This is a genomic window from uncultured Campylobacter sp. (assembly GCF_905373215.1).
In the GTDB taxonomy this organism is placed as follows: domain Bacteria; phylum Campylobacterota; class Campylobacteria; order Campylobacterales; family Campylobacteraceae; genus Campylobacter_B.
Map to the genome: position 1 here is coordinate 121,855 of NZ_CAJPRT010000002.1, position 17,077 is coordinate 138,931.

Consider the following 17,077-nt stretch of genomic DNA (forward strand, 5'->3'; position numbering starts at 1 on the left):
AAATTTACACTTCTAAGCACGCCTGGTTTTCACGTTTTTCTTTAGAAATTCCGCATTTTTATGAGGGCTGTAGCAAAATTTCACTATAATTTCGCAACATTTTAGAATCACGCCGCGCGCGAAATTTAAAGCGGAGCAAAAAGGATAAAATTTGAAGATTTTTAAGCATATAAACGTCGCCCACTCGCCCGACGCCGACGATATTTTTATGTATAAGGCGATTGATTTTGGCTGGGTGAGCTCCAAAAATCTAAAGCTTAGCGCAACGGCGCTTGATATCCAGACGCTAAACGACGAGGCGCTAAAGGGCACTTACGAGGCCACGGCGATTAGCTTCGCGCTATATCCTCTTATCTGCGACGAATACGCGCTTTTGCGTACGGCGGTGAGCTTCGGCGAGGGCTACGGCCCAAAGCTGGTTAAGAAAAAGGGCGCGGTTTTAAAGCGAAATTTCAAGGTCGCGCTCAGCGGCAAACACACGACAAACGCCCTGCTTTTTCGCATGGCATACCCGCAGGCGCGCATAGTTTATAAAAATTTCCTAGACATCGAGTGCGCGGTTTTAAGCGGAGAGGTGGACGCGGGTGTGCTGATACATGAGAGTATTTTGGACTTTTCGGACGAGCTTTGCGTGGAGCGCGAGATATGGGACATCTGGAGCGAGCTAGCGGGCGAAAATCTACCGCTGCCGCTAGGAGGTATGGCGGTTCGCCGCAGCCTACCGATAACGGACGCTATCGAGTGCGAGCGCGTGCTAACGGAGGGCGTACGTATCGCCACCGCGCATAAGCCGTTTTTGTCGCACATGCTCATGGAGCGAAATCTCATCCGCGTGGACGATGCAAAGCTCGAAAAATATCTGAGCCTTTATGCTAACGAGGCCTCGATCGAGCTTTCGGGGGTGCAGATAAAGGCGGTAGATAGGCTGTTTGAGCTTGGCTACGAGCGCGGATTTTACCCTGCGCCGATTAGCGCGCAGGAGAATTTTATCCCGCGCGAATATAACGAGATCCGTTTTGCGGACTGCGGCGGGCAAAACCCGATGTAAAGGCGGACGAGGTTAAAATTTAGCTGAAATTTAGCCTTGCTTCGGCTGATTTTGCTCGGAACACTACCCCTTCGTTTCGGCTAAATTTCTAGGCGTTAAGGGGTTTTGTACCTCGGCTAAAATTTTACTTCGGCGTAAAAGCAGACGCGCGGTAGAATTTTATCTCGTTTTTGCCGTGCGGTAATCCGCTTTTGGATTTAGCCGCGGAGTGCAATGTGGATTTAAAATTTGCGCGCAAATTTAACGCCGAGCCTGCCGCGGATCGTCGCCGAGCTAGGCCGATCGACCGCGTGCCGTGGCGCCATTGTCGCGGTGCGATGTTCTGCCTCAAATTACGGCTACGCGGCGATGAAATTTTATACGCGGAGGTACATTGTGCGGCTGTATTTTGTGCCGCAGGGTGCGAGCTGCGCGTGCGACGTAGCGCGCCGCTGAAAAAGTATCGAAAGCGAGCTAAATTTAATCGTAGCAACACTAAATTTTAAGATAGCGTTCGCGTTTTGCACCGTGCGGCGCGGCGGTATCGCTAAATTTTAAAACGATACGGGGCGAGCGGCAAGCGCGAAATTTAGAAATGAAATTTAAAAGGCAAAATTTTGAAAACAAAGCAGATAGATTTTAGCAAATACACCTCCGTGCGCATCGGCGGGAGTTTCGCGGTGCAAATTTTAAAGGACGAGGCTGATTTTGCGGAGTTTGAGAGCACCTGCGAGCGCGCGATCATCGGCGGCGGCAATAATCTGCTCATCTCGCCCGCACCGCCGCACCTTGCGATGCTAAGCGAGGAGTTCGATCGCATAAGCTTAAGCGGCGATGTCCTTAGCATCGGAGCTGCGACGAAGTCGGGTAAAATTTACAACTTCGCCAAAAAGCAAAACATCGGCGGCTTTGAGTTTTTGCGCAACATCCCGGGCCAGCTCGGCGGGCTAATCAAAATGAACGCAGGGCTCGCCGGCGCGAGCATTAGCGATAGCCTGCTTGCCGTGCGCCTGGCTCGCGGCTGGGTGGAGCGCGAGCGGATAAGCTTCGGCTACCGAAGAAGCGGGATCGAGGAGCCGATTTTAGGCGCCGAGTTTAAAATTTCGCGCGGCTTTGACGCCGAACTCGCCGCGGATTTCGCCGCCAAGCGCGCCAACCAGCCAAAGGGAGCTAGCTTTGGAAGCTGCTTTAAAAACCCGCCGAATGACGCTGCGGGCAGGCTGATCGAAGCGGCGGGGCTTAAAGGCCACGCGATCGGCGGAGCGAAATTTAGCGAGCAGCACGCCAATTTCATCATAAATTTCGGCAGCGCGAGCTTTGAGGATGTGATGAGCCTGATAGAGCTCGCTCGCGAGCGGGTTTTGCAGCGCTTCGGCATCGCGCTCGAGCTAGAGGTTAAAATTTTATAGTTCAAGCGTGGACTTCACAAGCTAAAGCGGAGAGGAAGCGTAACAAGCGAGCGCCACGCGCACGACGGCGAGGAGATAAAAAGCTGTGTTTATAGCGAATACGGCGTGCTTATAGGCGGTTTTGCCTAAGAGCATGTATCGTGGCGGTCTATATATTTTAACCCCTATCTTTTGGTATTGCTCGGGCGCTTGACCGAGCTTTTAAATTTTATCACTCTTTTGCTTTTGCAAGCAAATCGCCTACTTGATCGCTCGCATCTGCTAACGGCGCAAATTCACACTATTTAGATAAAATTTTGATATAATCTCCCGCTTTAAAAGCTAAAATTCAAAGGAAACATATGAAATTTATTTCTCACAAAATTTTAAAAAGCGCGGTTTTACTGGCGGCATTGGGATCTTTTGCGACTTGCGGCGCCGAGACGCAGCAACCTAGCGGCTACGCTATAAGCGGCGCGGCGCTATCGGCGATAGAGGAGGATAATAGGGCGAAAGAAAATTATCTAGTCATTGATGTCAGAGGCGCGGATGAGTACGCCGCAGGTCATGTGAAGCACGCGATCAACATCCCGCTTGGAGAGCTTGAAAGCAGACTGGATGAGATAAGCGCCTACAAGGATAAAAACGTCGTGCTTTATTGCAATACGGGCAATCGCAGCGGAAAGGCGCTTGATCTGCTTAAACAAAAGGGCTTCAATGTGCTTATGAACGCACCCGGCGTGAAGCAGTACGACTATGAGCTGTATAAGGTCGGCAGCATAAACGCGGAGGGATTTTTGAAAATAGCAAATGATCCGAACGTGCTGATTATCGATGCTAGGCAGAAACAGGACTACGATGCGGGGCATATGAAGGGTGCGATGAATATCCCATACGGCGAGCCTTTAGAAAACTACAAGGACGTGCTTGAGGCCAACAAAGACAAAAAGATAATCACGCACTGTTATAGCGGCAACCGCAGCGCCAAGCTCGCCAAGGCCTTAAATGAGCTAGGCTACAACGTCACAAATCTACTCGACGGAACGAAAGAGTATAATTACGAGCTGGTGAAATAAATCGAGATTGGCTCTTGGGGTAAAATTTTACGATTGCTTTTTGCATTTGCCAGGTCTTTGTAATATGCAGCTTCGCGGCATCCGATAAGACAGGTAGGCTAAATTTGAAATTATTTGCTCCGCCTGCTCATTTGGCGCTTACTTTGCATAAAATTTGCCTTTGATACAAAGCGTAATTTCGACTCCTCCATACCGAGGCGGCAATAGCGCTTGGAGGTTTAACTCCTTTTAGAGGATTTTTGAAATTTAAATCATAAAGTTGTAGCGACGGAGCAGGTATTTGGAGCTGAAAAATAGAAATTTACAAGCTAGCGCGGGTTTTGTGAAACGCAAAATTGAAACAGACTCTATAAAAGTTGCGTAAATTTTAAATGCAGCCGAATCGCTTAAAAATTTTACTTCCGAAAATGGAATTTCGCGCTAGTGGTGCGCGCGTTTTAAACAGCCTCACCAATTTCGATAAATTTGTGCTTTAGGAGAGGTAAGCAAAATCAAGACCGAATTCTAAAAGCAAATTAAGCCCGCAACGTATTTCTCGCTCCATCATTACAATGAACTGAATTTTACGCGGGAATCAAGCGCACGAATTAAATTCTGCACGAAATTTTATTCAACCAAGAATTCCTTCTTATCGATCGTGCCGTGATAGAAAATCCCGAGCGTATCATCAAAGGTCTTATCCAAAAATCCGTCTTTTTTTAGTCCCGCTAAAGATGTATTGATTAGCTCTAGCAGCGCATTATTACCCTTCTGTACGGCGATTGCATTGTAAGTTTGTTTGCCTAGACCATCCAAAGCAACCTGCGTTTTATTATCGATGATCGCGTATGCGTGCAGGATTAGATTATCATCGACATGCACAGCATTTTTCGCCCTTTTGAAAGCGCGGTAGCATTTAGCCGAGCTGGCGCAAAAGTTTAAATTCTTTCTAAAGCCCGCTTTGCGTAAGAAATTGTGAATAGGAGAGTGTTTGATGACGAAAATCCTCTTTTTGCGGAGTTGATCGAAGCTCGTGACATTTTCGTCTTTTTTGGCTAGCACACCTACCTGCACCTTAAAATAAGGCTCCGAAAAATCTACTTTTTTCGCTCGCGTGGGCGTAGGAGTAAAGGTCGCAATCACCATATCCGCTTCATTGCGCTGTAAAGCGCTAATGCGCCTTGAAGCCGTGATTGGGATAAATTTTACCTTGCCGGGATTATCGCCGAAAATCTCCTTACCGAGCTTTTCGCCAAGAGCAATCTCAAATCCCCTGTATTTGCCGTCTACGAGCGCACTAAACGGCGGCTGATCGTTATATACACCGATGCGAACGAGCCTATCTTTTTTGATCTGATCCAAAGAATTTGCAGATAGAAAACCAAGTAGCAGAGCCGCCAAAACAAATACTTTCATTTGCTCCCCTTTTAGTTGGAATAAGGCGCAATTATAATAAAAAGAAATTATAGCCAGCTAAAATTCTGCGATTTATGGCGCATTTTCATCTAAATTTATGAAAAAATGAAATTTGCGGAGAAATTCTATGTCCAATTTACAAACGAAATCTCATAAAAAACTTACACGAGCGAAATAAGAAGCTCTTTTAATTAAATTTTATAGACAAAATCCACGGATGAATTTCACGCTAGAAAACCTTAGCGAAATTTGCGATATTCTTAAAAGTAAACGGCGAAATTCTACGCAGATTTAGCGTCTAATTGCGAATTTAGCTAAGGGGCGAAATTTAGCTCCGCTGTTGCGCAGAAGCTCAAGCTCTTAAAACTTCGTAAAGACCAAGCTAAGATGAAACGTAGCGACCGATAAGCTTAGATCGGCATTACGCGGATGTTCGGACTAAGGTTTTCTTGCAAAACATTTTCGATCGCGTATAATGTACCGCTCGCACCACTGGCGCAGCCGCTACAAGCGCCTAGGTAGCGGATATATATGTCCGTTTTGCCGTCGTCTGCAGGTCTGATGTCGATGACGTCGAGATTGCCGCCGTCCATCTGGAGCATCGGGCGGATATCCTCGTCAAGCACTCCTTCGACCGCTTTAAATTTACCGATCAAATTTAGCTGCTCAAAGCTCATCTCAGCCCCTGCTTTCGCGCTAGTAGCGGCACTCGCCTCGGCTTGAACTTGAAGCCTCTCTCTCTCCATCTCTTCTCTAGTTTGCTTTAAAATATCGACCAGATAATAATCCTTCTCCTCGTGTCCGCCCGGGCGCACGCAGGATTTACAAAACGCGCCCGCTTTAGTGTATTGCGTGATCTCTTCAACCGTATGAAGATCGTTTAATCGGATCACCTCTTTGATCGTGCCGAGGCTCACGCGCGCGCAGTCGCACACGATGATTTCATCCTCAAAATGCGCGGGATCGACCCCCTTATAATTCGCAGCGGCCTGCTTGATGACATCGTATGCCATTACCGAGCAGTGCATCTTTTGCGGTGGCACGGCGGGCTCATCTGGAGTATCGCGCATCGCGTGCTCTACGTCTAAATTTGTAATCTTCACCGCTTGATCGACGGTCTTTCCGATACAAAGCTCAGCCATCGTGTCCGAACTCGCAATCGCCGTGCCGCAGCCGAAGCTTTTAAATTTAGCGTCTAAAATTCTATCGGTTTTAGGATCAATCAGCCAATACAGCCGCACCGCATCGCCGCAGCTCTCGGCGCCGAAGTCTGCGACTACTAGCTTACCGTCTCTAGCCTTCGCCTCCTCTTCGGTGATCTCGCCCATATAGCGAGGATTATTCATACGGTCCTGCACTTTTTGCGAGTACTGCTCCCAGATCGAGCCGTTTATCAAACTATTTTTTGCCATTTTTTATCCTTTATTTTTCTCATAACCTTGCGGTGCGTAAGCAAATGTGCTTGAAATCCCGCGCAGACGGGCGATAGCTTTACCAATATGTTCGATCGCATAATCGATCTCCGCCTCCGTCGTAAAGCGCGATAGCGAAAGCCTTAGCGCCGTATGCGCCAGCTCCTTATCCGCGCCGATCGCTTCCATTATCGGATTATTCTCGAGCGCCTCGCTCGCACACGCAGAGCCGGTAGAAGCGGCGATACCCGCTTTATTCAGATCCCACAGCATCGCCTCTCCCTCGACGCCTTGGATCGAGGCGAGAATGGTGTTTGGCACGCGAATGCTGCGGTCGCCCACGACGCTTACGTTTGAAATTTGTAAAAGCGCATCTTCCAGCTTATCGCGCAGTCTGCTTACCTGAGTGCGCTCAAAATCCATAAATTTATTCGCTAGCTCCAAAGCCTTACCGAGCCCCACGATGCCCGCTACGTTTAGCGTGCCGCTACGGCGCCCACCCATCTGCTCGCCGCCGTGAAGCAGGCTCGTAAGCGGCTTGCTATCTTTGATATAGAGTGCGCCGACGCCCTTTGGAGCGTGAAATTTATGCCCGGAAAGGCTTAAAAAATCCACGTCCGCATCGCGCACGTTTACCTTTATCTTGCCTACGGCCTGCACTGCGTCGGCATGGTACAGCGCGCCATGCTCGTGTGCGATTTGTGCGATCTGCCTAACGGGGAAGATCGTGCCGGTTTCGTTATTTGCCCACATCACGCTAACGAGCGCGGTTTTGTTGTTGATCTTTTCGCTAAGCTCATCAAGATCGATTAGTCCGTCTTTATCGACGCCCAGGCGGGTGATCTTTACGCCGCAAATTTTTTCTAAAAAAGCACAGGTCGCGCTGATTGCGGGGTGCTCGACGGAGCTTATGATGATATTATCCTTCTCGCCGGTTAGAATTTTATCGTAGTAAATTCCTTTTAAAACCCAGTTATTGCTCTCGGTCGCGCAGCTCGTAATGACGATATCGTCCGCATCCGCAGCTCCGAGTCCCGCATAGAGCCTATCCATAGCAGTTCTTAGCGCGGGGTGAGTCTCGCTGCCGAAGCTGTGAAGGGAATTTGGGTTGCCGTATTTATCGCAAAAAAATGGCTTCATTTCCTCAAAAACTTCGGGATCAACCATCGTAGTGGCGTTATTATCCAAATAAACGCGCTGCATAAAATTCCTTTCTAAAAATTTGTCTGAAATTTAATCAGACAATTTCGCTCTTTTATCAATTTCGCACGATAATATAACATAATTGCTAAATTTTTCTTTAACGCTTGCCGTTTTAAAAACCAAAAGTTTTCGGAGAATTTATTAGATCAAAAAATTCCTTGCGCGTGTCGTTTCGGCTGATAAAAAGCCCTCGCAGCGCCGACGTAGTCGTGGTCGAGTTGATCTTTTGCACGCCGCGCATCTCCATGCACATGTGCCGCGCTTGAAGCACCACGCCCACGCCGAGCGGATGGATCACCTCCTCGATGGCGCCTGCGATCTGCTCGGTAAGCTGCTCTTGAATCTGCAGCCTGCGCGCAAAAATATTTACCATACGCGGAATTTTGCTAAGCCCTACGACCTTTTTATTCGGGACATACGCGACGTGCGCGCGCCCGATGATAGGTAGCAGATGGTGCTCGCAGAGGCTATAAAATTCTATATCTTTTATCAGAACCATCTCGTTGTTGCTACTCTCAAACAGCGCGTCGTTTAAAATTTCTTTTGGGTCCAGCTCGTAGCCGCCAGTTAGAAACTCATAGGCTTTAGCCACGCGCTCGGGCGTCTTCGCAAGCCCGTCGCGCTTCGGATCCTCGCCTAAAATTTCAAGCATCTGCGACACGCAGTTTTCAAATTTCGCTCGGCTTTTTTCGTCCATTTTTAGCAATTCCTTAAAAATCGATGCGCGATATTACTCAAAAACGCCTTTTATAACGCTGATAAATTTTAAAATTCCGCGCGAAATTTTATCAATCTCATTATGTTAATGATAATATATTTAAATTTAAGAAATTTTTGTTTAAAATCCGCCGTTTCGATAAGCTTTATCTATAAGGAGTTCGGTAATGAAATTTAAGATGAGTTTTGGCGCGGCTTTGGCGCTTTTTTCCTTTGCTTGCGCCGAACAAAACGCCGCAGCAAACTCCGCCTCGGGCGAAAACCTAGGCGATATCGAGGTCGTAGAATGGGCGAATAACGACGACGGCTACCGCGCCGTACGCAGCGAAATCGGCAAGACGACTAAGAGAATTTTAGAAATTCCGCAAACCGTAAATGTCGTAACGCAGCAGCATCTAAAGGACAAAAAGCCAGAAACCTTAGCGGAATCGCTGCAAAACGTAAGCGGCATAAGCTATGCAAATACGACGGGAAATATTTTTGATGCGATCATCAAGCGCGGCTTCGGCGAGGGTCGCGACGGCTCGATTATGCGCAACGGCGTACCGGGCGCCGTGATGCACAACTACAATAAAACCATTCAATCCGTCGAGGTTCTAAAAGGGCCCGCGAGCATGCTCTACGGCGCGCAGCAACCGGGCGGCGTCATAAACATGGTAACTAAAAAGCCGCAGTATGAGTTTATAAATGAGCTTTGGGGCGGGCTAGGCAATCGCAACTATTGGGACGCGGGATTTGATACTACGGGACCGATTGCAGATAGCGGCTTTGCGTATAGATTTATATTCGATTACTACGCGAAGGATTATTGGCGAAGCTTCGGCGGTATAAAAAACACGCTCTTTGCGCCGTCGCTTGCGTATCAAGGAGACGATTATTCGATAAGTTTAGGCTACACCCATAGCCACTCTACCGATCCAGTGGATCGCGGCGCATTTTTGGTGCCGAGTACGGGTAAAATTTACGGTAGTGGCAAAGTCCGCTTCGACGAGCCGGTAAATAAACTACAAAGCAAGCTCGATACGGTTGATTTCGGCTTTGAGAAGGAATTTAACGAGGATTGGATATTAAAAGGCGCCTATGCTTTCTCGCGCAGCAAGCACGAATACGGCTACGTCCGTCCGAACAATCCATTCACGCCCCAAGGCCTTACCGGCACGACGCGATCGTATAACTACTACGATAATTTCATACACCGCACGCACGCAGCAAGCATCACGCTAAACGGCAAATTTGAAACGGGTCCGCTTAAGCACGACGTCCTTTTCGGCACAGATTACAAAAACTACTACAGATACCGCCCGGGCGCGCTAAAAGGCACCGCAGGACGCATCAATATGCTTACCGGACAGACCGCTTCGGGCGCCGTCCTAACGAACGATAGAGAGCCAAAAATACAATATCAAAAACTAAGAACGATCGGGCTTTACACCCAAGATAATATAAATTTAACCGACGAGTTAATACTTTCTTTGGGCGTGCGTAGGGAATTTTACGATCAAGTAGCCAAACAAAGCTGGCAAGGACCGAACAACACCGATCAGAAAAAGGCCGCTACGACCTATCAGGGCGGGCTTTTGTACCTGTTAAGCCCGCAGTGGTCGGTATATACTAACTACGCGCAAAGCTTCACGCCGCAGATGTCCATAGGCGAGGCGATAGGCGGCGATCTAAAGCCGGAGGAAGGCAAATCCGTGGAGCTCGGCACTAAATTTCAAAACGATCGCGTCACTGCAGGCGCGGCGGTGTTTAATATCGATAAAAGAAACATCCTGCGGACGGTAAATAATATAAGCGAGACGATCGGTAAGGCTCGCTCGAGAGGATTTGAACTCGATATAAACGGACGCGTGACGCAGGGGCTTAGCATGTCGGCAAGCTACGCATACACCAAAACGAGGGTGCGCGAGGACGACGGCGCTTTTGCAGTGCTAATCGGCAAACCGCTGGAAGCGACGCCGAAGCACCAAGCAAGCCTATTTGCCAACTACGATTTTGCGCATCTAGGCGCAAAGGGGCTTAGGCTGGGCGGCGGCGCACGATACTTCGGCTCGTGGTACACCTACTATATGCGCACGAATCTACCGAGCGTGCCCGCAGGAACGGCGTTTAAGCTGCCTCACGCCGTAGTTTATGACGCCTTCGTGAGCTACGATACTAAAATTTCGGGCTATGATACGAATTTTTCGTTCAACGTCAAAAATTTGACCGACAAAAAATACTATACCTCATCCTCGACCGGCACGACTACGAGCGTGATACCTATTCAAATGGGCTACGCGCGGCAGTTTATGTTTAACGTATCGGTAAAATTTTAGCCTCAGCCCGCTTTAAATTTCAAGGCGAGCTCTTAAAAATTTTAAAATTTAAAAGCTGCGAGCCGCTTAGGCTCGGCAAATTTTAGGAATTTATACTTTAAATAAGAAATTTTTTGATATATTACGAGCTATTTTTAAATTTTCTAAAGGAATTTTATGGAAGTAAAAGCAAAAATGAAAGACGCCGCGAATGCGGTAGCTGCGAGCAAGATCGAAGCAAAGCAGATCGCAGCCAAAGTAGAAGAGCTAGCCAAAAAGGCCTCCAAGCAGCTAAGAATCGACGGATTTAGACAGGGCAAAGTGCCTACCGCGGTGGTTTTGAAGCGATACGGCAAGCAGCTTGAGGGCGATGCAAAACAGGAACTTCTTAAAGATATGATCGATGAGTCTCTTAAAATTTTAAAGAAAAAACAAGAAGAAATTTTATCCGAGCCGGTCTTTTCTAAATTTGATGAAAAAGAAGGCGATATCGACGTCGAGATCGAAATTTCTTTCAGGCCCGAGGTTAGCGTAGAAGGGTACGAGGAGCTGATTCCTAAGTTTAGTAGCCCGCGCGTTACTCAAAAAGAGATCGACGAGAAAGTGGCGGAATTTTTGCAGATGATCGCTCCGCTTTCTAAAACCAACAAAAAAATTCTAGCCAAAGACGATTTTGCGAAATTCGACTTCGAAGGCTTCGTGGACGGCAAGCCATTCGACGGCGGCAAGGCCGAAGACTACGTCCTTCAGATAGGCTCAAATCAATTTATCCCGGGCTTTGAAGACGGTATGATCGGACTTAGAGTGGGCGAGGAGCGCGACGTAGCGGTTAAATTCCCCGAGAATTACGGCGCGAAAAGCTTAGCCGGCAAGGACGCGATTTTTAAAGTCAAGCTTCACGAAATTCAGGCCAAAAAACCTGCCAAAGAGCTCGGCGAGGAGGAGCTAAAGCAAGCGCTTCCGGGCGAGAAAGAGCCGAGCAAGGAGAAATTTGAAGCACGCATCAAAGAGCGCATCAAAAACGATAAGCTTCAAAAACTGATAAACGAGGATCTAAAGCCTAAATTTGCCGACGCGCTCGCCGAGAAATTTAACTTCGCGCTTCCAAAAGCGATCGTCGAGCAGGAGATTAATTTGCAATTTAACAACGCCTGGAGTGGCTTTTCAAAGGAGCAGATCGAGGAATTTAAAAACAACAAAGACGCCCTGGATAAAAAGCGCGAAGAGTTTAGAAAGGCTGCCGAAAACAGCGTCAAACTGACATTCCTAATCGACGAGCTAGCCAAAAAACGCAATATCGATGTGAGCGATCAGGAGCTCGTCCAAGCGGTCTATATGGAGGCCTACACCTACGGCGCCGATCCGAAGGAGCATCTAAATAGATACCGCAACAACGGCATGCTGCCGGCCGTTAAGATGGCACTTATAGAGGAGAAGCTATTTAACGACATCTTCACGAAGCAAGGCAAAAAGAGTGGTGAAGAGAAAGGCGAATGATGGTGATTCCTTACGTTATCGAACAAACTAGTCGCGGAGAGCGCAGCTACGACATCTACTCGAGGCTGCTAAAAGACCGTATCGTAATGCTTAGCGGCGAGATCGACGACGCGGTAGCAAGCTCGATCGTCGCGCAGCTTCTGTTTTTGGAGGCGGAGGATCCGGATAAGGATATCTATCTATACATCAACTCCCCTGGCGGCGTGGTTACGAGCGGATTTAGCATTTATGACACGATGAATTACATCAAACCCGACGTAAGCACGATCTGCATCGGTCAAGCGGCGTCGATGGGAGCGTTTTTGCTAAGCTGCGGAGCCAAAGGCAAACGTTACGCGCTTCCAAACTCGCGCATAATGATCCACCAGCCACTCGGCGGCGCGCAAGGCCAGGCTACCGACATCGAGATTCAAGCCAAAGAAATTTTACGAATGAAAGAAATTCTAAACAACATCCTTTCGCAAAATTCCGGCAAAGATCTTGCGCAGGTCGAAAAGGACACCGATCGCGACTTTTTTATGAGCGCCGAGGATGCCGTGCAATACGGACTGATCGATCAAGTACTTCAAAAGAGCTTTAAATAGATGATCCTGGACGTCCTTACCTATCCGAATAAAAAGCTTTATCAAAGATCGACCGAGGTCGTGAAATTCGACGCGGCGCTGGGCGAGCTTTTGGATGATATGTATGAGACGATGATCGCAAAAAACGGCATAGGCCTTGCCGCCATCCAGATAGGCAGGCCCGTGCGCGCTTTGATCATAAATTTAGCCAATGAGGAAAAAATCCAAGACAAAAAAGACCTCATCGAGATCATCAATCCGCAAATTTTAAAAAAGGAGGGCGAGGTCGTATTTCAGGAGGGCTGCCTGTCGGTGCCCGGCTTTTATGAGGACGTCACGCGCGCCGAATTTATCACGGTGCAGTTTCAAGACCGCGCCGGCAATACCCGCCAAATGGACGCCAGCGAGCTGCTAGCCGTCTGTATCCAGCACGAGATGGACCACCTCGACGGACATCTTTTCATCGAGCGCATCGGATACAATAAACGCAAAAAATTTGATAAAGAATTCAAAAAAAGTCTAAAAGAAAAATCGAAATGAAATCCCTAAAATGCGCTGCCTTCACGGATGCACTGATCCCCGTAGAGGTCGAGTCGACATTCGTGCGGGGGCTGCCGGGATTTAATATCGTCGGTCTTGCGGGCGCTACGATAAAAGAGAGTGAAAGCCGCGTAAAAGCGGCGCTTGTGAGCCTAAATTTTAAATTTCCCGCATCCAAAATCATCATAAATCTCTCCCCCTCCGACACGCCCAAAAACGGCTCGCACTTCGATCTTGCGATCGCGCTTCTAATCGCGCTGCAAAAAGAGCGCATCGACGGCGATTTCTTTGTCTTCGGCGAGCTCGGTTTAGACGGCAGCTTAAAGAGCACGGCGAGCCTCTTTTCGATCCTACTTTTTTTAAGCACGAAGGTGAAGCGCGCTAAAATTTTAGTGCCGCAAAGTATTGCTCTAAAGGCCTGCACGATCCTAAACTACGACGTGTATGCGGTGGATAGCCTAAGCGATGCGGTCAGATTTTTTTTAGACGAGGAGTTCGCCGCAAGCAGGCTCATGCGAGAAACCCATCCGCTTTTTAAAAACGTCGTGGAAATTGACGGGCAAGCTTACGTCCCCAACCGCGATTTTTCGCTTGATTTCAAAGACGTAAAAGGGCAAAAGCGTGCCAAGCGCGCGAGCCTGATCGCCGCGTGCGGCATGCACAACATCCTCTTTGAGGGCAGCCCGGGTTGCGGCAAAAGCATGTGCGCCAAGCGGATAGCCAGAATTCTGCCTCCGCAGAGCCTAGGCGAAGTGCTGCTCTCGTGCGCCTACGAGTCGCTAAATAACAAAGACGTTGATTTCAGCGCGCTGCGCCCCTTCCGCTCGCCGCACCACACCAGCACGCGCAGCTCCATTTTCGGCGGCGGCAGTAGCGGCGCAAAGATCGGCGAGGTCGCGCTCGCAAACGGCGGCGAACTGTTTTTCGACGAGCTGCCGCACTTCGGCAAGCAAATTTTAGAAAGCCTGCGCGAGCCGTTAGAAGATAATAGAATTTTGATTTCGCGCGTAAATTCCAAGGTCGAATACCAAACAAAATTTATCTTCGTCGCGGCGCAAAACCCCTGCCCGTGCGGAAATCTATTCTCTAAAAACCTAACCTGCACCTGCTCGCTAAACGACATCAGGCGTTACAAAAACACGATCTCCGCGCCGCTGCTTGATCGCATCGACATATACGTCGCGATGGACGAGACCGGTGCGGACGACAGAAGCGACGTTTGCAGCGAAGAGATGGCGGATGCGGTGCTACTGGCGTTTCGCGCACAAAAGGGTCGAGGGCAGAGCGAGCTAAACGCAAAGCTGCGCGACGAGGAGACTGAAAAATTTTGTATCTGCGAAAGCGCTGCGCGGGATATTTTGCAAACGGCGATCACCCGCTACGACCTTTCGCAGCGCGGCGTGAATAAGACGCTAAAGCTTGCGCGCACTATCGCCGATCTAGCAGGCGCTGAGATCATCGCCAAGGCGCATATTTTGGAGGCTCTTAGCTTTCGCATAAGGAGCGAAATTTGAAAAAAATTTTCTTTAGCACCGAGGAGCTCGATGCGCGAGCAAGTGCGAAATTTGGACTTGGCGAGCAAATTTTAATGGAAAACGCCGCGGGCAAGATCGAGGGCGAGATCAGAAAGCGGCTCAAAAAGGGCTCGCGCGTTTTGGCGCTTTGCGGCGGCGGAAATAACGGCGCCGACGCGATGGCGGCGCTGCGAAAATTAAGCGGGGATTTTAGCTGCACGGTGCTTTGCGTGCTGGAAAATAGAAGCGCGGCGGGCAAATTTCAAGCGGATGCGGCGCAGGCTGCAGGCGTTAAGTTTATCGATATCGCGAGCGCAAAAGACGATTGCGGGCACGTAGAGGGTGCGTCTAGCAAGGATACTTGCGCGCATGAAGGCGTAGGCGGCTCCTCTTTAAAGGGCGCGAGCGAGCCACGGGGCGAGCTCGAAAGCCTAAGCGGCGCGGACATTTCAGGTGACGGCGATAAATTAAGCGCGAAATTTACGAGCACTAAATTTGAGATCGCGGGGCGCGGCGACGAATGCGGCAATCTAGGCGGCGAGTGCGGCGAGCCGAGCGTCCTGCACGATGAGATTACAAGCGCAGACTGCATAATCGACGGGATTTTCGGCAGCGGTTTGAATAAACCGATAAGCTCTGAAATTTGTGAAATTTTATCTCTCGCAAATAGCTCAAAATCCCTAAAAATCGCAGTCGATATCCCAAGCGGCATCGATGGGAGCGGGCGCATTTTAGGCGGTGCATTTTGCGCGGATTTGACGATCGCGATGGGAGCACTCAAACTCGCGCTGTTTTCGGACGGCGCGAAGGATCAGGTAGGACGGATCAAGGTCGCAAATCTTGGAATTTCGCGCTCAAATTTCGAAGGACGGAGCGAATATTTTCTGCTTCAAAAAAGCGATCTGAAGCTGCCGCTACGCAGGAAGCAAAACACCAATAAGGGCGATTTCGGGCACACCTACGTCGTAAGCGGGCAGATGAGCGGAGCGGCGCAGATGGCGGCTCTGGCAGCTCATGCGATCGGCAGCGGGCTCGTTAGCGTCGTTAGTGAGAAGCCATTAAATTTAAGCCCGATTTTGATGCAAAAAAGCTCATTCGATGCCGCGCGGGTCGTAGTCTGCGGCTGCGGGCTGGGGAAGCGAAAGATCGATCTTGCCGCGCTACGAGACAAAAGCTGCGTCATCGACGCCGATCTGTGCTACGAGAGCGAAATTTTAAGTCTGCTAAATGCCAATTCAAATTTAATCCTAACGCCCCATCCGAAGGAGTTCTGCTCGCTTTTAAAGATCGCGGGCATCGCAGATCTTAGCGTGAGCGAGCTGCAAGAGCGCCGCTTCGAGTTTGCGCGGGCGTGGAGCGAAAAATTTAGCGGCGTGCTCGTGCTAAAGGGCGCAAATACGCTCATCGCGCAGGCAGGCATCATCTACGTCTGCGACAAGGGCAGTGCCGCGCTCGCAAAGGGCGGCAGCGGCGACGTACTCGCAGGGCTCATCGGCGGGCTGCTCGCGCAAAACTACTCGCCTCTGCAAGCCTCAATCTGCGGCGTCCTAGCCCACGCACTCGCTGCGCGAGCCTTCGCCAAAAACTCCTACGCGCTAAATCCGCTCGATCTCATCGAGGAGGTAAAATGGTTGTGAAAAAGCTCGCCGTGCTTTTTAGCGGCGGCGGCTCGAATTTAGAGGCGATCTTGCAGAAGCTGCACGGCAAAACTTTTGGGGGCACCAAGATCGAAGTCGCGCTAACGCTAAGCAACAAAGCTAACGCCGGCGGTATCGCAAAGGCCGCGAAATTTGGACTTCAAAGCGTGATCCTAAATCACAAAGATTTTGCTAGCCGCGAGGAATTCGACGCCGCCCTCGTGCGCGAGATCGAAAAAAGCGGCGCGGAGCTTACGGTGCTTGCGGGCTTTATGCGCATTCTCACGCCTGTTTTTACGAGCAGGGTCCGTGCGATAAATTTACACCCGTCGCTGCTACCGCTTTTTAAGGGCGCAAACGCGATAAAAGAAAGTTTTGAAAGCGATATGAAGGTGGGCGGCGTGAGCGTGCACTGGGTCAGCGAGGAGCTTGACGGCGGCGCGATCATCGCCCAGCGCGCGTTTGAAAAGAGCGCGGGAATGAGCTTTGAAGCTTACGAAGCCAAAATCCACGAGATCGAGCATGAGCTATTGCCGCAGGTGATTGTAGAAATTTTGTGCTAAAGCTAAATTTAGCGCAGAAATTCGCGCTAAATTTAAAGAGCGAATTCCGCGGATTTTGTAAATTTTAAAGCTTAGTCTTTTAAATTTAGGGGCGAATTCGAAGCTAAATTTTAAAATTTGCTTCGATAAATTTAAAAAGAGAAAGATAACCGCAAACGAACTGGAAAAACTAAGGCTTGGTATCCTGGATGAGGCGGAGCAGTACAAGGATACGGCGTTTTCGATAATAGCGGTGCTAGCCTCAGCGC

14 protein-coding genes are annotated in these 17,077 nt (G+C 49.3%); 10 read left to right on the plus strand and 4 right to left on the minus strand.

Going from position 1 to position 17,077, the window contains the following annotated elements; genetic code table 11:
- Positions 1 to 151 precede the first annotated feature (151 nt).
- The 3 genes from QZ176_RS01940 (at position 152) to QZ176_RS01950 (ending at position 3,491) form a co-directional block, all read left to right on the plus strand.
- A complete protein-coding gene (locus QZ176_RS01940; protein WP_295150833.1) occupies positions 152 to 1,048 on the plus strand; it encodes a menaquinone biosynthesis family protein in 897 nt (298 codons plus the stop codon).
- 596 nt (positions 1,049 to 1,644) lie between these two features.
- On the plus strand, positions 1,645 to 2,436 hold the full coding sequence (locus QZ176_RS01945; RefSeq protein ID WP_295150834.1) for a UDP-N-acetylmuramate dehydrogenase: 792 nt from the start codon (positions 1,645 to 1,647) through the stop codon (positions 2,434 to 2,436).
- 341 nt (positions 2,437 to 2,777) lie between these two features.
- Positions 2,778 to 3,491 carry a rhodanese-like domain-containing protein gene (locus QZ176_RS01950; protein WP_295150836.1) on the plus strand — a complete coding sequence of 238 codons (714 nt, stop codon included), beginning with the start codon at positions 2,778 to 2,780 and terminating at the stop codon, positions 3,489 to 3,491.
- A gap of 606 nt (positions 3,492 to 4,097) precedes the next feature.
- Here the strand turns inward: QZ176_RS01950 and QZ176_RS01955 are convergent.
- The 4 genes from QZ176_RS01955 to folE form a co-directional block, all read right to left on the minus strand.
- Positions 4,098 to 4,886, minus strand: coding sequence for a transporter substrate-binding domain-containing protein (locus QZ176_RS01955; protein WP_295150838.1), 789 nt, complete (start codon positions 4,884 to 4,886; stop codon positions 4,098 to 4,100).
- Positions 4,887 to 5,296: 410 nt separating this feature from the next.
- Positions 5,297 to 6,298: an iron-sulfur cluster assembly scaffold protein gene (locus QZ176_RS01960; protein ID WP_295150839.1), complete on the minus strand. Its 1,002-nt coding sequence runs from the start codon at positions 6,296 to 6,298 to the stop codon at positions 5,297 to 5,299.
- A 3-nt stretch (positions 6,299 to 6,301) separates the two neighbouring features.
- Complete coding sequence (locus QZ176_RS01965) at positions 6,302 to 7,501, minus strand: NifS family cysteine desulfurase (protein WP_295150841.1); 1,200 nt, start codon at positions 7,499 to 7,501, stop codon at positions 6,302 to 6,304.
- A gap of 112 nt (positions 7,502 to 7,613) precedes the next feature.
- Positions 7,614 to 8,198 (minus strand): GTP cyclohydrolase I FolE, encoded by a 585-nt coding sequence (folE, locus tag QZ176_RS01970; RefSeq protein ID WP_295150843.1) that lies wholly within the window; start codon positions 8,196 to 8,198, stop codon positions 7,614 to 7,616.
- 187 nt (positions 8,199 to 8,385) lie between these two features.
- Here folE and QZ176_RS01975 point away from each other — a divergent pair, with 187 nt between their 5' ends.
- From QZ176_RS01975 to purN, 7 genes are all read left to right on the plus strand, one after another.
- Positions 8,386 to 10,536 (plus strand): TonB-dependent siderophore receptor, encoded by a 2,151-nt coding sequence (locus tag QZ176_RS01975; RefSeq protein ID WP_295150845.1) that lies wholly within the window; start codon positions 8,386 to 8,388, stop codon positions 10,534 to 10,536.
- A 156-nt stretch (positions 10,537 to 10,692) separates the two neighbouring features.
- A complete protein-coding gene (gene tig / locus QZ176_RS01980; RefSeq protein ID WP_295150847.1) occupies positions 10,693 to 12,012 on the plus strand; it encodes a trigger factor in 1,320 nt (439 codons plus the stop codon).
- Positions 12,012 to 12,596, plus strand: coding sequence for an ATP-dependent Clp endopeptidase proteolytic subunit ClpP (gene clpP / locus QZ176_RS01985; protein WP_295150849.1), 585 nt, complete (start codon positions 12,012 to 12,014; stop codon positions 12,594 to 12,596). The genes tig and clpP overlap by 1 nt, the downstream gene beginning before the upstream one ends.
- The gene (gene def / locus QZ176_RS01990; RefSeq protein ID WP_295150851.1) at positions 12,597 to 13,115 is read left to right on the plus strand and encodes a peptide deformylase; all 519 of its coding nucleotides are present in this window, start codon (positions 12,597 to 12,599) and stop codon (positions 13,113 to 13,115) included. It abuts the gene before it with no gap.
- Positions 13,112 to 14,629 (plus strand): YifB family Mg chelatase-like AAA ATPase, encoded by a 1,518-nt coding sequence (locus QZ176_RS01995; RefSeq protein WP_295150853.1) that lies wholly within the window; start codon positions 13,112 to 13,114, stop codon positions 14,627 to 14,629. Before def ends, QZ176_RS01995 begins: the two co-directional genes overlap by 4 nt.
- Complete coding sequence (locus tag QZ176_RS02000; protein WP_295150855.1) at positions 14,626 to 16,266, plus strand: NAD(P)H-hydrate dehydratase; 1,641 nt, start codon at positions 14,626 to 14,628, stop codon at positions 16,264 to 16,266. The genes QZ176_RS01995 and QZ176_RS02000 overlap by 4 nt, the downstream gene beginning before the upstream one ends.
- Complete coding sequence (gene purN / locus QZ176_RS02005) at positions 16,257 to 16,829, plus strand: phosphoribosylglycinamide formyltransferase (protein ID WP_295150856.1); 573 nt, start codon at positions 16,257 to 16,259, stop codon at positions 16,827 to 16,829. Before QZ176_RS02000 ends, purN begins: the two co-directional genes overlap by 10 nt.
- The last annotated feature ends 248 nt before the right edge of the window (positions 16,830 to 17,077 follow it).